We start from the raw sequence: 19073 nt of genomic DNA, 5'->3' as shown, positions 1-19073 counted from the left end.
CGGCGATAGCGACAGGCATTCGAGGATCTCGCGTTTTCTCACCGCTCTCCCGGGATTGCATCCGTGTCGACCGACACCTTCGCCGACACCGGTACGACGAAGGGACCCGGCGAGCAACACCCGTCGATGACAGTCGAGGTTCGACCGTACGACCCGGAACGCGACCGAGAGGCGCTGTGGGAACACAAACGAGCGTTCGAGCGCGAACTCGGGAGCGAAACCGGGGGCTCGGACAAGCAGACAGCCTACGAGGAGAAACTCACGACCGAGTACCGGGAACGATATCTGGCGTGGGTCGAACGGTGTCTCGCCGACGAGCCACGCGCGGTGACGGTAGCGACCGTCGGTGGCGACCCCGCGGGCTACGTCTTCGTCCTCCCGGAGTCGCTCGCGTTGATCTGGGATGCCGCGGTACTCAACGAGATCTACGTCGCTCCCGACCACCGCGGCGAAGGCGTCTCGGACGCACTGATGGACGCCGCCGTCGACGTGGCTCGGAAACAGGACCTCCCCATCGACCGACTCGTCCTCGACGTCGACGGGGACAACGAGCGCGCAGCCGGCTTCTACGACCGCCACGACTTCGACCACTGGGGCGAGATGGTCGCTCGGCCGCTCTGAACGGCGACCGACGGAATCGAGAAGAGGGACGTTTTTGGTGGCAGCCACATAGATGTCGGTATGAATAGACGTCACGCCCTCGCCGGTATCGCCAGCGCATCGACCCTCTCCGTCTCCGGCTGCCTGGGTGACCTGCTGGGAAGCGATAGCGACGATGGCCTCCCCAACCCCACGCTGGGCCCGGACGACGCACCGGTCACCGTCAAAGTCTGGGAAGACTTCAGTTGCCCGCACTGCAAGACGTTCGACCAAAACGTCTACCCGCAACTGGTCGAGAACTACGTGACTCCGGGCGACATCCAGTACGTCTTCTACGACTTTCCGATCCCTCTCACCCGATGGTCGTGGGATGTCTCCGAGGCGGCCCGCGTCGTCCAGGACGACGCAGACGACTCCGACGCCTTCTGGACGTTCAAGGATCGCATGTTCGAGAACCAGGGAGCGTACAGCAAAGACGTGCTCTCGTCGGCCGCCGAAGCCCTCGGCGTCGACGGCGACTCGCTCCTCTCGGACGTCTCCGACGATCGATACAAGCCAGTGGTCGAGGCGGCCAAGGAAGAGGGAACGGACATGGGCATTCGGGGGACGCCGGCCATTTTCGTCGAAGGAGAGGCCGTCGATTCGCCGACCTACAATGCCATCGCGACCGCGATCGAACGGAACCTGTGAGGAAGCGAGCCGAGGACCCACTCCGGAATCACTAAACTTGACGCAGCCTAATCGCCGCCAATGACCGACTGGACCGAGAAGTACCGCCCGGATACGTTGTCGGCGGTACGGGGAAACGACAAGGCTCGCGACGCGCTCCGCGAGTGGGCCGAGAGCTGGGACGACCACCGGAAGGCAGTGATCGTCCACGGGAGCCCCGGTGTCGGGAAGACCTCGGCTGCGCACGCGCTGGCCGCCGACATGAACTGGCCCGTGATGGAACTGAACGCGAGCGACCACCGCGGGAAAGACATCATCGACCGCGTTGCGGGCGAGGCCTCGAAGTCGGGCACGCTGACGGGCGGCACGAGCGGCCGCCGGCTCGTCATCCTGGACGAAGCCGACAACTTCCACGGCAACGCCGACTACGGCGGCTCGCGGGCGGTCACGGACGTCGTCAAGTCGGCCAGCCAGCCCATCGTCCTCGTCGCCAACGAGTTCTACGACATGAGCAACTCGTTGCGCAACGCTTGCAAGACAATCGAATTCCGCGACGTCTCCACGCGCTCGATCGTTCCCGTCCTCCGAGATATCTGCCGCAAGGAGGACATCGAGTTCGAGGCGGACGCCTTGCGCGCGATCGCTGAAAACACGAGCGGTGATCTGCGATCGGCGGTCAACGACCTGCAGGCGATCGCCGAATCGACAGAACGGCTCACCGAGGACGACGTCGTCACCGGGTCGCGAGACACCACGGAAGGCATCTTCGACTACCTCGACGAACTCATCAAAGAGAAAGACGCCGAGGGAGCGCTGAAAGCCTCTTACGACGTCGACGAAACGCCGGACGATCTGATCAACTGGATCGAGGACAACATGCCGAAGGACTACGCCGGCGCCGAACTCGCCGACGCGTACGGCTATCTGTCGAACGCCGACCGCTGGCTCGGGCGGGTTCGCGCGACCCAGGAGTACAGCTACTGGCGCTACGCCACCGACAACATGACCGCCGGCGTCGCCGCCTCTCGCCGGGAGTCGAAGGGCGGCTGGACTCGCTACGGCCCGCCGAGTTACTGGTCCAAACTCGGGCGGAGTCGGGGGAGCCGGAACACGCGCGACGCGATCGCCAGCCGCATCGCCGACCGCGAGGGAGCGAGCATCGCGACCGCCCGCAACGACATCCTCCCGTATCTGGCGTCGATGACCCACCACTGCCACAATCGAGACCTCACCGTCGAGATGGCGGCCGCCTACGAGCTAGACGAGAGTGAGGTCTCGTTCGTCACCGGCAGCGGCAAGGACACGAACAAGGTCGAATCGATCGTCGAAGACGCCGAAGCACGCCGCGAGGGAGCAGCGGTCGAACACTCCGGTGATGCCTTCCTCGATGCCGTTCGGTCGGACGGCGACCACGACGAGACGAACGAGTCGACGGCCGACAGCGAACCGGCGAACCAGCAGACGCTCGCTGGCGATGGGCAGTCCGGAGACGACGAAGACAGGTCGAATTCGGACGCGGACACCGCGGGCAAGGCGAGTGACGACGCAGCTGATAGCGATGCAGGCGACGGCGGAGACGGAAGCGACGGGCAATCCGGCCTCGGCGACTTCGTGTAGCGCACTGATTCGTCGTCACGGCCTTCCCCCTCTGCTGGAGCTGGATAGCCCGATCCGGGCGTTGCGGACTTCTTAAGAGTCGCCGGTGAGGAGTAGCGCATATGCAGCCACGAGATCTCTCGACCCACGCGACCTACGAGGCGGGTCGGGGCGTCGAGGAGGTCGCCCGCGAACAGGGGCGCGACCCCGACGAGTTCGTCACGCTCTCCTCGAACGAGAACCCGCACGGGCCCGCCCCCGCCGCCGTCGAGGCGATACGGGCGGCCGCGTCATCGGCACACGCCTATCCCAAGGCTTCCCACGCCGATCTGACCGATCGGCTGGCCGAGAAGTGGGATGTCGAACCCGACCAGGTCTGGCTCGGAAACGGCGGCGACGGTGCGATCGACTACCTCTCCCGGGCGATGCTCGAACCGGACGACACCGTCCTCGTTCCCGAACCGGGGTTTGCCTACTACGCAATGAGCGCACGTTTTCACCACGGCCGCGTCAGGACCTACGAACTCTCGAAGGACGACGACTTCGAGCAAGACCCCGATTCGCTCCTGGCGGCCGCCGAATGCGAGCGACTCCTCTATCTCACCTCACCACACAACCCATCCGGGTCGACGGCCTCGCTCGAGACCGTCGAACGGATCGCCCGCGAGACAGCCGACGAGACGCTCGTCGTCGTCGACGAGGCCTACGGCGAGTTCGCCGAGACCGAGAGCGGCGTCGCCCTGATCGAAGGGCGAGACGGGTTCGACGCGCGGGACGACGTCGCCGTGATCAGGACCTTCTCGAAGGCCTACGGCCTGGCCGGCGTTCGCCTCGGCTACGCCGTCGTTCCCGGGGCGTGGGCGGACGCCTACGCACGCGTGAACACGCCGTTCGCGGCGAGCGAACTCGCTTGTCGGGCCGGGCTGGCCGCGGTCGACGATACCGACCACGTCGAGCAAACGGTCGACTCCGCACGCTGGGCTCGCGATTATCTGGCGTCCACCGTCGACGCACCCGCGTGGCCGAGCGGGGGGAACTTCGTCCTCTTCGACGTCGGAGACGGCGCGGCCGTCGCGGCGGCGCTTCAGGACCGCGGCGTCATCGTCCGCGACTGTACGAGTTTCGGCCTTCCGGGGTGCATCCGGGTGAGTTGTGGCACGGAGTCGGAGACGAAGCGCGCCGCCGACGCCATCGACGAGGTCCTCGCGGCGCGCGACGGGCGATCCACGGCTGGCGAGGAGGTGAGTCACTCGTGAGAGTCGCCGTGACCGGCACGCCGGGGACGGGCAAGACGACGGCGACGACCGCCCTCGCCGACCGGTTCGACGCCATCGTGGAAGCCGGCACGTCGACAGCCGCAGCGATAGTCGATGGGGAGGCAACGGTCGACGAACTCACCGAGGACGATATCTGTCACCTGAACGACCTCATCGAGTCCGAGTCGCTGTACACGGACGTCGACGAGGATCGGGACAGCGTCATCGCCGATATGGACGCCCTCGAATCGGTCGTCGACGACCGCGCGCCGGTCGTGGTCGACTCCCACCTCGCACATCACCTGCCGGCCGACCGCGTCGTCGTCCTCCGGTGTGAACCGAACGAGTTGGCCCGTCGGCTGCGCGAGAGAGGCGAAGTTGCCGAGAAAGCACACGAAAACGCGGAGAGCGAGGCGCTCGACGTGATCCTCGCCGAGGCGGTCGAATCCCACGGCATGGAATCCGTCTACGAGATCGACACGACGGAACGCACTCCCGACGACGTGGCCGACCGCATCGTCGATGTCCTGACGGGCGAACGCGAACCGAGTGCCGGGACCGTCGACTTCGTGGGGTATCTGCAATGACGCTCGATCAATTCCGCCCCTACATCTCGGGGGTCCTCAGACCGTTCGTGAACGGGTTCGATCGACTCGGAATGACGCCCAACGGCGTAAGCGTGGTCGCCTTCGTCACGGCCCTCGGCGCCGCCGGTGCCTTCTACCTCGGCGGGGCATCGGCCCAGTGGTGGTACGCCGTCGCCTCGCTGCTCGTGCTGGCGAACGGCTGGCTCGACGTCGTCGACGGCGCACTCGCCAGAAAACAATCGGTAGCGTCGCGCGCGGGCGACATGCTCGACCACGTGCTCGATCGCTACGCCGACGTCGTCATCATCGTCGGACTCGCCGCCGGGATCGAGGCCTACCCGCTGGGAATCGCCGCCGTCACCGGCGTTCTTCTCACCTCCTATCTCGGTACGCAAGCGCAGGCAGTCGGGCTGGACCGCGTCTACGGGGGCCTCGTCGGCCGTGCCGATCGGCTCGCACTGATCGGACTGGTCGGCTTCCTGGTCGTGCCCCTGTCGGGTGCGTACGGCGGCCACGGACTGGTCTGGTGGCTGCTCGCGTTCCTCGCCGTCGTCGGTCACCTGACGGCGATCCAGCGGTTCTACTACGCCTGGCTCGCGCTCAAGTAATCCAGGCGACTGTCGTTCACCCGAGAGACACTGAATCGACCCAGGGGGACGCATCGATTCGTCAGACGGCCACCGGGGCGCATCCTTTATGACTCGGCGTCTCATACCCACTGCCATGGTTCAGTGTGAGATGTGTGGCGCCGAGACGCAGGCCCCGAAGACGATCAAAGTCGAGGGCGCGAAGCTGGACGTCTGCTCGAACTGTACCGACTTCGGGACGGAGGTCAAAACGCCAGGCTCCACCTCGAGCACGTCGACGAAGTACTCCACCGACAGTTCGGGGTCGAGCAGTGGGAGTGGGTCGACGAGTCGGTCGAGCAGTGGTGGGAGCAGCGGCGGCGGTGGCGGCCGATCGTCGGATATGTTCGACGAGATGGACGAAATCGCGCCGGATTACGACGACACCATTCGCCAGGCCCGCGAGGAAGCCGGGCTGAGCCAGTCTGATCTGGCGAACGAACTCAACGAGAAGGCGAGCCTCATCCGCAAACTCGAACGCGGCGAGACGTTGCCGAGTGACGAGGTCCAGTCGGAACTCGAACGATTCTTCGACCTGTCGCTCTCCGCGAGCACCGGAGGGAGCGACGATACCGAGTGGAGTGGCGGCTCGTCCTCGGGAAGTTACACCCTCGGAGACGTCGTGAAACGAAAGGACTGAGATCGTCAGCCACCGCCGGCTGGCCATGCTGACCCCGGACTCGCAAGGTTTTTCCTGCCGCCCGGAAGCCGTTCGGGTATGTTCGTCCTCATCAACACCAAGACGTATCCGTGTGACCCCGTCGCCGTCGCCAAGGCGGCAACGGCCGTCGAACCGTCGACCGATGCCAGACTCGCCGTCGCACCGGGGCCGACCGCACTGGCCGCAGTCGCCGAGACGGGCATCGAGACCTGGGCCCAGCACGTCGACCCGATCGATCCGGGCAGCAACACCGGCTCGATCCTCGCCGAGTCGGTCGCCGACGCCGGAGCCGCAGGAACGCTGCTCAACCACTCGGAGCGTCGCCAACGGCTCGACCAACTGGACGAAAGCCTCGCGGCGAGCGAGCGAGCCGGCCTCGAAACGATCGTCTGTGCGAACACGCCCGCCCAGGCCGGGGCCGCAGCCGCGCTCGGCCCCGATGCAGTCGCGATCGAACCCCCGGCACTGATCGGCGGCGACACGCCGGTCAGTCAGGCGGACCCGAACATCGTCGAAGACGCCGTCGACGCCGTCGGCGCGGTCGACTCCGCGGTGTCGGTCCTCTGTGGCGCCGGCATCTCGACCGGCGACGACGTCCTTGCCGCCCGGGAGTTGGGCGCCGACGGCGTCTTACTCGCGAGCGGCGTCGCGAAGGCCGACGATCCTGCCGGCGCACTCGAGTCGCTCGTCGATCCGCTCTAGGCCGCCGTCAACCCACGGAATCACAGATCGATCGACGGGGAGGCACAGGTATCGATAGACAGAACCAACAAAAGACGACGGACCGCCCGGCCCTAATCTTTTATTTCTAAATCTGTGGCGGATCCGGGCCACATTTCCGTATCTGGCAGCGGGATGTAGATACATTAATAACGGTGTACCGCCGTGGTAGACCAACCGATAATGTCCGGAGAACAGGTGTTCGTCTCGCACGATCCGGCCGATCTGTCTGTCGTTCAGGAGCTGTTCTCGACGGTGAAGAATTTCCCGTTCGGGGTGCATCTCGCGCTAGAAGCCGTCGAGTCCGGCCGGAGCCGTGAGCGACTGGAAGGCCGGCTGGCGAACAGCGACGTCGTCGTCGCGGTCCTGACGGAATCGTCCGCGGACAGCAAATGGATCAACCAGGAAGTCGGCTACGCCATCGCGAAAGGGATCCCGGTGGTGGCGCTGTACACCGACCCGTCGCTAGGCGGTGGGTTCCTCGACGGCGTCGAGGGCGTCACGCTCGATCGGGATAACTTGACCGAGACCGTCTTCAATCTTCTCAGCCGACTCCGGGCCGAACTCGCACCTCTCGGCGCACTCTCGGTCCCGAACTGGTACATCAGGTTTCCCTGCACGCTCGCCGACTGTGGCCACCCGGTAACGCTCGAACTCGAAGAGGGTCAGACGAAACTCTGGAAACTCCACAAACATGGCCAGTTGCTCGAAACGAGCTGTGACGTCTGTAAGACGAGTTATTATTTCGACCCGGCGACCATCGGCTTCGTCAGACGGGAAGAAGCGACGATCAAGTGACGGGGATCAACACACCGACCACGCGCGGGCGTGAACCGACAAAACTCACTTCAGCCGTTCGTAGGCGTCCCTGACGAGCCGGAACGCCTCGCGGGTCCCCGTCGGTCGATCCGGGTGTGCGTGCTTGACCTGTTCCTGAAACGCCACGCGGATCTCCTCGGCCGAGGCGTCTTCGTCCACGTCCAAGATCTCCCTAGCATCGACACGCCGCATCGCCACGTCGACGACGATCCCTTCGTCGACCGCAGTCTCTTTGCAGGTCGGACAGAGGGATTCGACCCGATCGTCGACGAGCGTGACGCGGTACGGTTCCGCACGGATCCACTCACGACAGTGACCGCACAGTCGCTTACTGGGAGCGATTTCGGTCGAGGCGGCCACATCGGCGTCGGGAGCCGACCGAGCGTCGGAAGTGGTGGTTGACGAACCGGTCCCGTCGTCTCCCCTGTTGGGTCGGCGCGCCCGACACGCCGAACACAGCGACATGACGGTGCCGTCCGTCAGGACGACGTCCTCGACGTCGGCCGTCCCGACGGTCGACCGACAGCCTTCGCAGGCCGCGCTCGCCGTATCGAGTTCCGCCCGTGCTGCGGCTGCGCGGGCGTGTGGCGTACAGGTCGGACAACAGGCAACCTGTGTGCCATCGGGCATCGAGACGGTCGTCAGCCGTCCGAGCACGACGGACCGGTCGCAGCCGTCACAGCCTTTCCGTCTGTTGTCGGCGACACCCATCTACGGGGGAATATGTGTTCGTGATATATTAGTTCTGCTCTCCCACACCCGGCCGGTTCACGGAAATCGAGACATCGATACCGTTCGAGCGAGCATCTCCGCTATGAACGTGGCTACCGACAATCGCTGGCCGCCGGTTCGACGCGTCGATCAGTGGCCGCTCGCGCTGGACAGTCTCGCCATCGTCGTCCTCACGATGGCCGGCCAGTTGAGACACGGCTACACGCCGTTCGATTGGCCGATCCGCACCGTCGAGACCATCGCACCGTTCGTCCTCGGCTGGCTCGTCAGTGCGGCCCTGCTCGGCCTGTATCGGAACAGACGGCGACTCACTCTCCCGACGCACGCCCGGGCTGTCCTGGTCTGCTGGCTGGCCGCCACGAACGTGGCGTTCCTGATCCGCGGCCTGCCCGTTACCCCTGGCAACGTGCCGTGGTCGTTCATGGTCGTCATGGTCGGGCTTGGCGCCATCGCTATTCTCACGACCCGACTGGGCTACGAGTACGTCATCCGGACGAACGAGAATCGCCTCTAGCCCATCGAGCGTTCGTCCAGCCCCACTGATTCACACATCCATCGGACAGCCCACCACAGTTACTGACGTGGGCGCGGAGGTGCGTACTATGGCCGACTCGCACTCGGCCCAGCCGATCCACATTCGAGTCGGCGATGCCCGCTTCGAGTCGACGTTACCCACACCTGATTCATAACTTATCGAAAACACATTCGAAACCAGACTGTGATGATCGAGTCAAGTACGATTAGAATATGGCGAATCTTTATATAGCCATTTCACGTAGTACTGAATAGCTATGGCCCGGTACTACGACATCATTCTGGCCCTTATCCCCCTCTCGCTGCTGGGTATCGCAGCGGTCCTGATCGTCGCCGGCCTCCCGACGGTCACGGCGATCCCGGGCGGAGCGCTCGTCGCGACGGCGCTGATCGGTCACGCACTGTTCGTCAACGGCCCGGAGGACGACGTCGAGTACACTGCGGTCGAAGCCGCGAGTAACTCCCCTGCCGTCAACGCCGACTGATCGACTGGCGCGCTCACGCCGTTTCGCTGAAAACTCGCCCGTCACCTCCGTGACGATGCGGCACGTGTCGGTATCGTCAGCGTCCGTCCCACTCCGGCTCTCGATCCTCGAAGAAAGCGTCGATTCCCTCGTTCTTGTCGGCCGTCGCGAACAGTTGGACGAACAGTTCCGACTCGTAGTCGATGCCCCGGTCGAGCGGCATTCGGGCGCTGGCTTGGAGTGCCGATTTGGCGTACTCGAGGGCGAGTGGACTGTTCGCGGCCATCGACTCGGCGAGGTCGTAGACGGTCTCGTCGAGCGTATCGGGTGAACACACCTCTTCGACGAGACCGATGTCGCGCGCCTCGTCGGCGCCGATCACGTCGCCTGAGAGGATCAGCCGCTTCGCCTGACCGGGCCCGACGAGTCGGGGGAGCCGCTGGGTTCCGCCACCGCCGGGGATCAACCCTAGCGTAATCTCGGGCTGACCGAGCTTTGCCCGTTCGTCGGCGATTCGAACGTCACAGGCGGTCGCCAGTTCGAGCCCGCCACCCAGCGCGTGGCCGTTCACGCGGGCGATCACCGGTAACTCGAGGTCGTCGACGACCTCGTACACCCGCGGGCGTTTGCTCTTCTCGCGCTGTGCGACGAGGTCGCGCTCGCGCAACTCGCCGACGTCCGCGCCGGCGACGAACGCCTTCGCCTCGTCCGATCCCGTGAGCACGACGACACGGACCTGTTCGTCCGATTCGAGTGCCGGCAGCGCCGTCTTCAGTTCCTCTCGAACGGTCCCGTTCAGGGCGTTTCTGGCGTCGGGTCGGTCGATCGTCACGGTCGCGACGTGGTCGGTGCGTTCGCCGATCTCGACGTCGATCGTCTCGAACGATCGATCCGAAAGATCAGCCTCAGCAGTCGGTTGCTCGTCGCCTCTCGCTTCGTCGTCACTCATTGGCCAGCCCCCACGGAATTCGTCGTCTCGCCACTCACACCCACGATCTCGCCATCCTCCCAGACGTAGAAGCCTTCACCCGTCTTGCGACCGAGCTTCCCGGCGCGCACCTTCTGCTTGAGCAATTGCGGCGGCTTGAAGCGCTCTCCGAGTTCCTCGCGGAGGTGTTCGAGGATGTCCAGGCGCACGTCGAGCCCGACAATGTCGGTGAGTTCGATCGGGCCCATCGGGTGGTTGTATCCGAGTGTCATCGCCTGGTCGACGTCACGCGGGGACGCCACGCCCGTCTCGAGCATGCGGATCGCCTCGACGCCGAGGGCGACCCCGAGTCGCGAGGACGCGAAGCCGGGTGAATCGCGAACCGTGATCGGTGTCTTCTCGATTCCCTCGACGAACTCGCGGGCCGCTTCGACCGTCTCGTCGGTCGCTTGTTCGGGGACGACGATCTCGACGAGCGCCATGAGATGCACCGGATTGAAAAAGTGGAGGCCGATCGCCCGCTCGGGCCGCTCCAGGACGCTCGCGATTTCGGTCAGCGACAGGGCCGACGTGTTCGACGCGATGAGCGTCTCCGAACCCGTTACGTCCTCGATGGACGTGAACGTCTCCTGTTTGAGCTCGACGTCTTCGGGCACGGCCTCGACGACGACGTTGGCGTCCGCGACCGCCGTTTCGAGGTCGGTCGTTCCGGACAGTCGATCGAGCGTCGCCGATTTTGCGTCGGGCGTCACCTTCTCGCGTTCGACGCCGGCTGCGAGCGTCGATTCGATCTCGTCGATGCCGTCGGCGACGTATTCGGACTCGATGTCTCTGACGACGACGTCGTGGCCGGCCTGGGCGGCGACCTGCGCGATCCCCTGACCCATCGTTCCGGCACCGAGTACGGCTACGTGCATACGAGTGACTGTCACGCCGGAGCGATTAAGCCGTTCGGAACGCGGACAGGCTCGGAAGGACGCTGGTACCGACGTCGCTCACCACACGGTGCCCCTGACTACCTACCGAACGACGCCACCCGACGCACTTGACGACGCAACCAACGACGTACCGGGCTGTCAGACGTAGCCGCGCTCGACGAGCAGTTCGCCGTTGAGAACGCTCGCCCCGGCAGCACCGCGAATCGTGTTGTGTGCGAGGCAGTTGTACTGGATGCCGTCGGTGGTCGTCGATTCGAGTCCGCCGACGGAGATGGCCATACCGTCACCGCGACGACGGTCCAGTCGCGGCTGGGGTCGATCAGGATCTGCCAGGACCTCGATGAACGGATTGGGCGCGGTGGGCAGGTCGATCCCAGGATACGTGGCCATCGCGTCGGCAGCGACGTCAGGCGAAATGGAGTCAGTCGTCTCGACCCAGACGTTCTCCAAGTGGCCGTCGAACGTCGGGATTCGATTGACCGACGCCGAGACGGTCACGTCGTGGTGGCTGACCCGGTCGCCGTCGATCGATCCCAGCAGCTTGCGCGACTCGGTCTCGAGTTTCTCGGCCTCACCACCGATGTGTGGAACCGCGTTGTCGAGTATCTCCATCGACGTGACGCCGCCGTACCCGGCCCCCGAAACGGCCTGCAACGTCGCGACGTGGACGCGTTCGAGGCCGTAATCGGTCAGCGGCGCCAGCGTCGGAACGAACGTGATCGTCGAGCAGTTGGGGTTCTTGACGAGCGCGCCGTCCCAGCCGCGTTCCGCGCGCTGAACCTCGAGTAGTTCGAGGTGATCGGCGTTGAGTTCGGGGATAACGAGCGGGACGTCGGTCGCCATGCGCTCGTTCGAGGCGTTCGACGAGACGACGTAGCCCGCCTCGCAAAAGGCCGGCTCGACCTGGGCACCGACGTCCGACGGGAGCGCAGAGAACAGCAACGACACGTCCCCGGGAAGCGCCGACGGGTCCGTCTCGACGACGGTCTGATCAGCGACCCCATCCGGAATGGGAACGTCCAATCGCCACGTGGCCGCCTCACGATACGGGCGTCCAACGCTCGATTCGCTCGCCGTCAGGGCGGCGACCTCGAACTGCGGGTGCGGTGCGAGTAACTCGACGAGGCGTTGGCCGACCGCCCCGGTTGCCCCGAGAATTCCGACACGTACGCTCATTAGGTCCTCATCGGCCGCCGGCGAAGAAAGCCGTTTGGATGTGTGCAAAATCTGGGCCGCGTCGAAACCGTCGCGTTGCCGCGTAGATGCTCCTCACTCCTGGCTCGTACCGACGGTGACACCGGCCGCGGCCCGCACAGATAGAAGATATTAAGCGACCGGAGCGAATTAGTCCGACCAACCATGCAGCTGGTGGCGAACCGGACGGTGACCGGGCCATCGGCGAGCAATCGAACACCCATGCTCGACAAACTCATCGCGATCTACGAAACGCTGGTAGAACGGAAGGTCATCAATTATCTCGCCCTAGTCGTTGGGATTGGCCTCGTTCTCTACGGGGCGTATACGATTCTGGGCGTTTACGCAGAGATTTGGAATCAACTCATCCCTGGTCCGAGTGAAACCGACCGGCTTCGACCGATCCTCACCGCGTTCATCTGCGTGATCGGTGGCCTCTTCGCCATCATTCTCGGCAAATACGCGGACTTCTCGCTGAGCCCCGAACCCTCACACTGACGCCCTGCTCGACGGACTCGTTCTTGAACGCGTTCACAGGCGGCTTTTGACCGAACTGATAGAGCGATAGCACGAGTCGGAAAGCGAGCCATATTGCTTCCGAACGACGGCTCGTGGGTCGACCGATCCAGGACGTTGCGTCAACTCACTTGGTCGAGGTTCAACAAGACGTACGTCAAAAAGCGACGTCAGGCCGACGCCGGAACGCTCTGCTTGCGCGTGACGTAGCCGGCGATCCGGTTCCGGACGCCCTTCGAGTCGACGTTCGTCAGCTTCTCGACGCTCTCTTTGTTCTGCTCGAAATCGTCCGTGAAGGCCTGCGGGTAGCGCTCCAGCAGGAGCGTCGCGGTCTTCTTCACGTAGGCGGGTTTGATGGCCATGCGTATGCCTCCGATCCCCGGCCCTTAATAAACACCGTTTTCCGATCGTCGAAGGGGCCGACGATCTCACTCACTCGAGTTCGAGGTCAGCATCGACGTGCGACACCAGCCGGTCGAACGCCTCCCGTTCGCGGGGACTGCCCGCTCGTTCGACCACCTCCTTCGCGTGGGTAATCGTCCGTCGACATACACCGTCGTCGTATCCCGGGACATCGAGGCGAGAGGCGGCGACGCTGGCCTCGACGACGGCCCCGAGCCCGCGCGACAGTGTCGGGACGCCGCTGGAGACGACCACAGATTCGACGGGCGTGAGTTTCCAGCGGACCCACTCGGTCCCGTCCTCGGTACCGGACGCGCTCCGTTCGAATTCAACGCGCGCCCACGCGAGTGCCCGCTCCAGGATCGGATCGTCCACCTCGACGATCGAGAGCGCCGCGTCGACGAACGTGACCGGGTCGGTGACGAACTGGACGTACCCCTCGCCGGTCCGCTCGACGTTCCGCCGGGTTCGCGTCCGACCCCACGTAGTGGCCGTCACCGGCTCGTCCGCGAAGAGCCCCAGTGGAGCGACGTTCCACCGGTCGTTCGGCCCCAGCGTCGTCACGAGGGACTCCGTGACGCCGGCGAGTTCGACCGGCCAGTCGCCGGGGGTGTCATCGGTGGGCGCCCCAGCAGACCAACCTGGCGCGTCCGGCTCGTCAGTCCCCGTCATACAGTGATCGATTCTCGTTCCAGGGCGATGAACAGCCCGGCCGCGGTGAGATCTGCCGTCGTTCCCGGATTGATCCCAGCCGCGACGAGGTCGTCCGCGAAGTCGGCGACCGCGGTTCGATCACGTTCGAACGCGTTCCGATCGGCCAGCGTCGCCGCTCGCTCGTGGACATCCGCCGCGACGGACTCGCCGTGGCGCGTCGCGACTAGCGTGTCCGGTCGTTCGGCGAGCAACGACAGATAGACGCCCCCGGCTCGGTCGGCGATCGGACCGTCCCGATCGGCGAATCGATCGGCCGCCGCGAACGACCGTTCGAACCCCGTCACCCACTCGCGCGCGACGTCGTCGCCTGGAACGCCGAGTTCGAGTACCGACTGGAGATCGAGCCCGCGTTCGCGAACGGCGGGAATCGCGTCCGCACCGCGGCGCACGTCGAGCGCGGGTGCATCAGGTGGCGGGTCGCCGACCGCGACGTCGACGTGGTCGAACGCACGGTAGAACGACGCCGCATCCGAGACGGACGTCTCGTCGACGACGGATTCACACTGCGGTCGTGTCATCCCCTCGGCAGCTGCGCGCACGAGTGGGATGAGCAAGAGTAAGGCACCGAACTGCGTGTTTCCGCCCCGCTGGGTCGCCATCCCTTCGACGGCTCGTTCGAAGGCTGTCCCGATCGGGTCGCCAGCTTCGGCCAGTTCGAGGCCCGGTCTGGCACCGATCGCACCGGCGAGAAAGTGCTCGAACAGGAGGTCCGGAAGGTCACGGTCACGGTCGACGTTCCCGGGTTTCGGTGTCCCGGCAACCTCGAGCAACAACGCGAGCTGGGCGCGATCCGCCGGCCCGTTCATACCAAATGTGAGCGAGGAGCGTCCTTAGCTTTTGTCCACTGACTCGATCGAGGTGGGAGATTCGTCGCCGTCCGGTCCAGGCCGATTCGAGGTGAATCGAACCACCTCGCCGCCCTCGGTCCTCTCATCGGTTGGAAGCAATCGATCGACGGCATCACGAACGCGTTCGCGAACGCGTGGGTCGGTACTTGGTCGACCGATGCTCACTGCATCGGCCCCCATGGACGCGTATTCCGCAACGGTCGCCTCGTCGCGGACGCCGTTGTTCGCGACGACGAACAACTCGGTGGCGTCGACGACGTCGGCCACGACCGATTCCGAATCCATCGCATCCACGTGCACGAACGAGCCCCCCGCAGCCTCGATGGTGCGGGCGACTGACGGCAGGTCGACGCCCGGTACCTCGGCCCGGACTTTCACCCCGACCGTCGCACCAGTGTCGGCCGCGGTCGCGACGTACTCGCCGAGCCGGTCGGAATCCGCGAGGAGCGTCTCGCCACACCCAACGGTTCGAAGTTCATCCTGACGGCAGTGGGCGTTGAGTTCGAGCAGAGCATCGTGGCGTCGGCACACGTGGGCAACGGCCCGGATCGGTTCGAGAGCGGTGGACCTGACGTTGATTCCCGGTCGAATCGGCACCGACGACAGCGCCCCGAGTTGCTCGTCGACGAACTGGATCGGGTCGGGCGGAAGGAACTCGGATCGGCCACGAGCGACGAGGTCGCGAGCGGCCGCTCGTGCGGCCTCGTCGAGGGCGATCCCGCCCATGAACGCGACGCCGGCCTCCTCGGCTCCCTCACGGGCCCAGGCGGCATCTGACTCACCGCTCAGGCTTGCCAGGGCGAGTCGTGGCTCGAAGGGTGCATCGGAACTCAGTGCCATCAGTGGTCGATCGTCACTCGACACGGTCGATCGCCCGGGAGACCGCGTCGACGACGCGACGGGCGTCCGCGGGCGAATCGATCCGAATGTCCGTCTCGATCGTCGGCCGATCGAACGAGCGTGACTCGGCTTCGTCGACGACGAACGCATCGGCGAAGGGGTAGACCGATGGGAGGCCAGCCGTTCCCGGTGGTGCGCCGACGGCGTCCATCAGTTTCGCGGCTGGGCCGGAGAAGGCGTCGTCGCCGAGGAACGGAGAGACCGCGACGACGGTCGTCGAGGCGAGCGCATCCCCAATCCCGGCAACCGAGAGCATCGGCCCGATACTGGTGACCGGGTTCGACGGGCCAACGACGACGACGTCGTCGAGTGCATCGATCACGCCCGGCGCCGGCGAGGCGTTGGCCGATCCTCTGAACTCGACGTTCTCGATCGTCGGCTCACCGTTCTCTGCCACCCAGAACTCCTGGAAGTGCATGAGACCGTCCGGGGTGTGCACGAGCGTCGCAACCGGGTCGTCGCTCATCGGCAAAATGTCGATGGTGATGCCGAACGCGTCGGCGATCGCGGCGGTCGCCCCCGAGAGCGACTTGCCCTCGTCGAGCAAACTCGTTCGCGTGATGTGGACCGCCCTGTCGCGGTCCCCGATCGTCATAAACTCGCCCACGCCGGAGAAGCGCCGCCAGTTGGCGAGGTCGCGACCGGCCGTCTGTTCGTCGTCGGGAAGGTACGTCGGGGTCGACGACCGACCCATCGACGCGGCGAGATCGGTGAGCGCGTCGTGCGTACGGTGCGTATCGCCGTCGATACCCCACCACGTGTCGCGATCCAGCACGCCGCCACCCTGAAAGAGAAGGGTATCGATGTCGGGAGAGACGAAGAGACCACCGAGTTCGACGTCGTCGCCCGTGTTGGCGACGACCGTCGTCTCCGCCGGCGTGAACGCCGCCGTCGCCCCGTCGAGGAGCTTCGGTGTCCCGGTCCCACCGGAGAGGAACGTAACCATGAACGGACGTTTCGAGAGGGATGGCTAAGGTGTTGCGGCCCCCGAAGCGGTCCCTGCCGTCCTCACGGAAAGTTATAACCACTCCGCGAACGAGCCGTCGAGAATCGTCTCGCGCTGGGCATCGACGTACGCTCGCTGCATTTCGGTGATCGCCTCGGCGAGATCGGCGCCGACGTCGGCGTGCTCGCGAACGCAGTCACGTTTCCAGCCCGCCGGCGTCGTTCGTTGCTTGACGCGTTTCCGAAGGGGGTCGACGTACGCGGCGGCCTCGGCGCTCGAAAGGCCCCGGCTCGTCAGCCCGTCGGTCGCGTACGCGAGGATATCGGCGTATATTCGGTCGACGTCGGTCGTCTCCTGTCCGTCGTTGGTGATCCAGAACAGGTCAGCGTCTAAGCCGTCCCGCATCGCGTCGTAGAAGTTCTCACGGGCGTATTCCCACTCGAGGTCCGCGACCGGGTGTTCGAGCCGCGGGAGACTCTCCATCAATCCGGCGAACGTGGCCTGGAACGCGATCGAATCGCGGACCGTCGGCTGGGCCGGGATCGGACGGAACTCGATGCGGGCGTTGGCTGCCGATCGAGAGGCGCCGTCGAAGACGGGCCGAACCCAGCGCCAGTACGTGCCGTGGGTCTGGCGGAGGTGGGCAAATCGATCGTCGTATCGGCCGAGCTTCTCGACGGGCATCGGGACGACGGTGTCGTCGTTAGCGATTCGATCGACGGCTTCGTCAGTCGAGACCAGATCTGCCGGGAATCGAACCTTTCCCGGGGCCTCTCGACTCGCGTTCAGCACCGTCTCGAAGACGCTGATCCGATGTTCCATCCAGCCGTCCGCGAGGGCGTCTTCGACGGTCGTGGCGTCGTCGTAGCAATCCGGCGGAAAGAACGGCGAGTTGGCGCCAAGGGCGACCAGCGGACCGGCGATCCGCAGCGCGTAGTTGAAGTACGCCGGCAGGTCGGGTGCGTGCGGGACCTGATAGTGGGGCTGGATCGAGGTGATCAAACTCTCCGGCATCACGGTATCCGCGTCGAGCGAGACGTGCGGTGCTTCGATCCGCATCCCCGCAGCCGACGCACGGTCCGTATTAGCCATCGCGTGATACCGTGCCGAGTCGCTCATGTTGGCCGCGATCTGCAGCGTCCGTTCCGCACCGTCGACCTCGACGGTCCGCTCGACACTCTCGGTGAGGTACGCCCTGGCCGTCTCACCTTCCGGCGGGATCGTCCACATCGAATCGCTCACCAGGTGCATATCCTCCGTACTCGTCACCGACAGCGCCGTCTCGAGTCTGGCCTTGACCTCAGACTCCTGTGCCTGCAAGCCGTGAGCCGACAGCGGTTGCGGACTGGTCGTCATCTCCGCGTTGTGCAACCCGAGTTCCTTCTCGAATCCGATGAGGTCGAGCAGTCGCCGCGGCACCCGAACGAGGGCGGCGCCGTCAGCATCGACGGCGTAGAACTCGTACTCCAGGCCGACGATGGCCTGGGGGTTGTCGAAGACACCCTCCGCCAGTGCCGCCTTCAGTTCCGCGGCTTCGTCGTCGACCGCAGCCCGATACGACTCCGGATCGACCGCGAGTACGTCCGCCGTCCGCGAGAGTAGATCCGACTCGACCATGGACGGCCATGCGCGGGGCAGGGGCTAAAAAGGTGGTCCTCCCGTATCGCTCCGCACAGCATCGCCACTCACTGTGATCTGGAAGGGAGAACGGACCACGTTACGAAAACACTAGGTACAATCCGACGAACAGGAGGAACGTCAACACTGCCGTTTCAAACGAAACGAAGCCAAGTCCGCCAGCGACGTACGTCACGACGAACACTGGGAGGAACAGTCGGTCACGTGCCGGAAGCCTCCTGATAGTGCCGGACTCGTCTACAGACATACGAGTACGGTAGTCCCACAGTTCAAATAAACAGTTCGACAGGCACATCGAGCGGAAATCCTCAACCCCGGGCGACACTCGCGTCAGGCCGGACGAAGCTCGTCGACAGGACGAGATCCGGGTAGTAGGTCTCCGATCTCTGGAGAGTTACGTTTTCACCTCCCGCGCTCACATCGTCGCCACTGCCGCAGTTGTAGAACGCAGGCGTCGCCGATCCCCTGCCAGCCACTTCTCCTCGCTGTCCGCGTGCTCGTCTCCCCAATCAAATCCGATCGGTTTGGCCTCCTGAATGTATTGCCGGAAAAACGCTCTCAGACCCACGCCACGGGTTGGCCATCGGGAGCGTACCTCCGCGAGTGAGCACGCGCCAGCGTGGCCACTCCCCCCAAAGCGACCACACCATCCGCCAGGAGCGAGCCCGAAATGCAAAAAAGCCCCACACAGCACGCGCTGTGTGAAGCTTGAAGTATGAGTGGAGGCGGCGAATCGGGGGTCCCAGCGGGTCTCCCACGCCAGTACTTGCCGATACGCAGGTGGG

The 19073-nt window shown here is 65.0% G+C and carries 23 protein-coding genes; 12 read left to right on the top strand and 11 right to left on the bottom strand.

Annotated features, from left to right (window positions below):
- The first annotated feature begins 126 nt into the window (after positions 1–126).
- The 9 genes from C479_RS00110 (at position 127) to C479_RS00070 (ending at position 7513) form a co-directional block, all read left to right on the top strand.
- Positions 127–621 (top strand): GNAT family N-acetyltransferase, encoded by a 495-nt coding sequence (locus C479_RS00110; RefSeq protein WP_049906991.1) that lies wholly within the window; start codon positions 127–129, stop codon positions 619–621.
- 60 nt (positions 622–681) lie between these two features.
- The gene (locus C479_RS00105) at positions 682–1290 is read left to right on the top strand and encodes a DsbA family protein (protein WP_007696168.1); all 609 of its coding nucleotides are present in this window, start codon (positions 682–684) and stop codon (positions 1288–1290) included.
- Positions 1291–1350: 60 nt separating this feature from the next.
- Entirely contained in the window at positions 1351–2886 is a 1536-nt protein-coding gene (locus C479_RS00100; protein WP_007696166.1) for a replication factor C large subunit, read from the top strand.
- A gap of 101 nt (positions 2887–2987) precedes the next feature.
- Entirely contained in the window at positions 2988–4121 is a 1134-nt protein-coding gene (hisC, locus tag C479_RS00095) for a histidinol-phosphate transaminase (RefSeq protein ID WP_007696165.1), read from the top strand.
- Entirely contained in the window at positions 4118–4708 is a 591-nt protein-coding gene (locus C479_RS00090; protein ID WP_007696160.1) for an adenylate kinase family protein, read from the top strand. Before hisC ends, C479_RS00090 begins: the two co-directional genes overlap by 4 nt.
- Positions 4705–5316 (top strand): CDP-alcohol phosphatidyltransferase family protein, encoded by a 612-nt coding sequence (locus tag C479_RS00085; protein ID WP_007696158.1) that lies wholly within the window; start codon positions 4705–4707, stop codon positions 5314–5316. Before C479_RS00090 ends, C479_RS00085 begins: the two co-directional genes overlap by 4 nt.
- Before the next feature lie 115 nt (positions 5317–5431).
- Positions 5432–5974, top strand: coding sequence for a multiprotein bridging factor aMBF1 (locus tag C479_RS16695; protein WP_007696156.1), 543 nt, complete (start codon positions 5432–5434; stop codon positions 5972–5974).
- A 78-nt stretch (positions 5975–6052) separates the two neighbouring features.
- Positions 6053–6697 (top strand): triose-phosphate isomerase, encoded by a 645-nt coding sequence (tpiA, locus tag C479_RS00075; RefSeq protein ID WP_007696154.1) that lies wholly within the window; start codon positions 6053–6055, stop codon positions 6695–6697.
- A 201-nt stretch (positions 6698–6898) separates the two neighbouring features.
- On the top strand, positions 6899–7513 hold the full coding sequence (locus C479_RS00070; RefSeq protein ID WP_007696152.1) for a toll/interleukin-1 receptor domain-containing protein: 615 nt from the start codon (positions 6899–6901) through the stop codon (positions 7511–7513).
- A 45-nt stretch (positions 7514–7558) separates the two neighbouring features.
- Here the strand turns inward: C479_RS00070 and C479_RS00065 are convergent, their stop codons facing one another.
- Positions 7559–8245 carry a J domain-containing protein gene (locus C479_RS00065; protein WP_007696150.1) on the bottom strand — a complete coding sequence of 229 codons (687 nt, stop codon included), beginning with the start codon at positions 8243–8245 and terminating at the stop codon, positions 7559–7561.
- Positions 8246–8348: 103 nt separating this feature from the next.
- Between C479_RS00065 and C479_RS00060 the strand changes: the two genes are divergently transcribed.
- On the top strand, positions 8349–8780 hold the full coding sequence (locus C479_RS00060; RefSeq protein WP_007696148.1) for a DUF3054 domain-containing protein: 432 nt from the start codon (positions 8349–8351) through the stop codon (positions 8778–8780).
- Positions 8781–9057: 277 nt separating this feature from the next.
- On the top strand, positions 9058–9285 hold the full coding sequence (locus C479_RS00055; RefSeq protein WP_007696137.1) for a hypothetical protein: 228 nt from the start codon (positions 9058–9060) through the stop codon (positions 9283–9285).
- A gap of 76 nt (positions 9286–9361) precedes the next feature.
- On the opposite strand, the gene C479_RS00050 is transcribed toward C479_RS00055, so the two are convergent.
- The 3 genes from C479_RS00050 to asd form a co-directional block, all read right to left on the bottom strand.
- A complete protein-coding gene (locus tag C479_RS00050) occupies positions 9362–10213 on the bottom strand; it encodes an enoyl-CoA hydratase/isomerase family protein (protein WP_007696135.1) in 852 nt (283 codons plus the stop codon).
- Positions 10210–11109, bottom strand: a complete 900-nt coding sequence (locus tag C479_RS00045; protein WP_007696133.1) for a 3-hydroxyacyl-CoA dehydrogenase family protein — start codon at positions 11107–11109, stop codon at positions 10210–10212. The genes C479_RS00050 and C479_RS00045 overlap by 4 nt, the downstream gene beginning before the upstream one ends.
- Before the next feature lie 159 nt (positions 11110–11268).
- Positions 11269–12306 (bottom strand): aspartate-semialdehyde dehydrogenase, encoded by a 1038-nt coding sequence (gene asd / locus C479_RS00040; RefSeq protein ID WP_007696131.1) that lies wholly within the window; start codon positions 12304–12306, stop codon positions 11269–11271.
- Between the two features lie 183 nt (positions 12307–12489).
- Between asd and C479_RS00035 the strand changes: the two genes are divergently transcribed.
- Positions 12490–12822, top strand: a complete 333-nt coding sequence (locus C479_RS00035; protein WP_241430135.1) for a hypothetical protein — start codon at positions 12490–12492, stop codon at positions 12820–12822.
- Between the two features lie 188 nt (positions 12823–13010).
- Here the strand turns inward: C479_RS00035 and C479_RS00030 are convergent, their stop codons facing one another.
- The 7 genes from C479_RS00030 to C479_RS16175 form a co-directional block, all read right to left on the bottom strand.
- On the bottom strand, positions 13011–13202 hold the full coding sequence (locus C479_RS00030) for a 30S ribosomal protein S17e (RefSeq protein ID WP_007696127.1): 192 nt from the start codon (positions 13200–13202) through the stop codon (positions 13011–13013).
- 70 nt (positions 13203–13272) lie between these two features.
- On the bottom strand, positions 13273–13914 hold the full coding sequence (locus tag C479_RS00025; protein WP_007696125.1) for a DUF447 domain-containing protein: 642 nt from the start codon (positions 13912–13914) through the stop codon (positions 13273–13275).
- Positions 13911–14762, bottom strand: coding sequence for a triphosphoribosyl-dephospho-CoA synthase (locus tag C479_RS00020; RefSeq protein ID WP_007696124.1), 852 nt, complete (start codon positions 14760–14762; stop codon positions 13911–13913). The genes C479_RS00025 and C479_RS00020 overlap by 4 nt, the downstream gene beginning before the upstream one ends.
- Positions 14763–14786: 24 nt before the next feature.
- A complete protein-coding gene (locus C479_RS00015; protein WP_049906990.1) occupies positions 14787–15644 on the bottom strand; it encodes a dihydropyrimidine dehydrogenase in 858 nt (285 codons plus the stop codon).
- A 13-nt stretch (positions 15645–15657) separates the two neighbouring features.
- Positions 15658–16650, bottom strand: coding sequence for a 2-phospho-L-lactate transferase (gene cofD, locus C479_RS00010; RefSeq protein WP_007696120.1), 993 nt, complete (start codon positions 16648–16650; stop codon positions 15658–15660).
- Positions 16651–16722: 72 nt separating this feature from the next.
- Entirely contained in the window at positions 16723–18267 is a 1545-nt protein-coding gene (locus C479_RS00005; RefSeq protein WP_007696118.1) for a hypothetical protein, read from the bottom strand.
- Positions 18268–18367: 100 nt separating this feature from the next.
- On the bottom strand, positions 18368–18535 hold the full coding sequence (locus tag C479_RS16175; protein WP_161607153.1) for a hypothetical protein: 168 nt from the start codon (positions 18533–18535) through the stop codon (positions 18368–18370).
- Positions 18536–19073: the final 538 nt, after the last annotated feature.

The sequence above is a fragment of the Halovivax asiaticus JCM 14624 genome, from assembly GCF_000337515.1.
Lineage (GTDB): Archaea > Halobacteriota > Halobacteria > Halobacteriales > Natrialbaceae > Halovivax > Halovivax asiaticus.
Note: the sequence above shows the minus strand (reverse complement) of the source record. Positions and strands in the feature narration are given on the sequence as shown.

Bases quoted from the DNA above. Each gene is read 5' to 3' on its own strand.
- C479_RS00030 (WP_007696127.1), bottom strand. From the start codon at position 13,202: ATGGCCATCAAACCCGCCTACGTGAAGAAGACCGCGACGCTCCTGCTG.
- C479_RS00025 (WP_007696125.1), bottom strand. From the start codon at position 13,914: ATGACGGGGACTGACGAGCCGGACGCGCCAGGTTGGTCTGCTGGGGCG.
- C479_RS00050 (WP_007696135.1), bottom strand. From the start codon at position 10,213: ATGAGTGACGACGAAGCGAGAGGCGACGAGCAACCGACTGCTGAGGCT.
- C479_RS00085 (WP_007696158.1), top strand. From the start codon at position 4,705: ATGACGCTCGATCAATTCCGCCCCTACATCTCGGGGGTCCTCAGACCG.
- asd (WP_007696131.1), bottom strand. From the start codon at position 12,306: ATGAGCGTACGTGTCGGAATTCTCGGGGCAACCGGGGCGGTCGGCCAA.
- C479_RS00005 (WP_007696118.1), bottom strand. From the start codon at position 18,267: ATGGTCGAGTCGGATCTACTCTCGCGGACGGCGGACGTACTCGCGGTC.
- C479_RS00110 (WP_049906991.1), top strand. From the start codon at position 127: ATGACAGTCGAGGTTCGACCGTACGACCCGGAACGCGACCGAGAGGCG.
- C479_RS16695 (WP_007696156.1), top strand. From the start codon at position 5,432: ATGGTTCAGTGTGAGATGTGTGGCGCCGAGACGCAGGCCCCGAAGACG.
- C479_RS00070 (WP_007696152.1), top strand. From the start codon at position 6,899: ATGTCCGGAGAACAGGTGTTCGTCTCGCACGATCCGGCCGATCTGTCT.
- C479_RS00055 (WP_007696137.1), top strand. From the start codon at position 9,058: ATGGCCCGGTACTACGACATCATTCTGGCCCTTATCCCCCTCTCGCTG.
- C479_RS00015 (WP_049906990.1), bottom strand. From the start codon at position 15,644: ATGGCACTGAGTTCCGATGCACCCTTCGAGCCACGACTCGCCCTGGCA.
- cofD (WP_007696120.1), bottom strand. From the start codon at position 16,650: ATGGTTACGTTCCTCTCCGGTGGGACCGGGACACCGAAGCTCCTCGAC.
- C479_RS00045 (WP_007696133.1), bottom strand. From the start codon at position 11,109: ATGCACGTAGCCGTACTCGGTGCCGGAACGATGGGTCAGGGGATCGCG.
- C479_RS00060 (WP_007696148.1), top strand. From the start codon at position 8,349: ATGAACGTGGCTACCGACAATCGCTGGCCGCCGGTTCGACGCGTCGAT.
- tpiA (WP_007696154.1), top strand. From the start codon at position 6,053: ATGTTCGTCCTCATCAACACCAAGACGTATCCGTGTGACCCCGTCGCC.
- hisC (WP_007696165.1), top strand. From the start codon at position 2,988: ATGCAGCCACGAGATCTCTCGACCCACGCGACCTACGAGGCGGGTCGG.
- C479_RS00035 (WP_241430135.1), top strand. From the start codon at position 12,490: ATGCAGCTGGTGGCGAACCGGACGGTGACCGGGCCATCGGCGAGCAAT.
- C479_RS00100 (WP_007696166.1), top strand. From the start codon at position 1,351: ATGACCGACTGGACCGAGAAGTACCGCCCGGATACGTTGTCGGCGGTA.
- C479_RS00020 (WP_007696124.1), bottom strand. From the start codon at position 14,762: ATGAACGGGCCGGCGGATCGCGCCCAGCTCGCGTTGTTGCTCGAGGTT.
- C479_RS16175 (WP_161607153.1), bottom strand. From the start codon at position 18,535: ATGTCTGTAGACGAGTCCGGCACTATCAGGAGGCTTCCGGCACGTGAC.
- C479_RS00065 (WP_007696150.1), bottom strand. From the start codon at position 8,245: ATGGGTGTCGCCGACAACAGACGGAAAGGCTGTGACGGCTGCGACCGG.
- C479_RS00105 (WP_007696168.1), top strand. From the start codon at position 682: ATGAATAGACGTCACGCCCTCGCCGGTATCGCCAGCGCATCGACCCTC.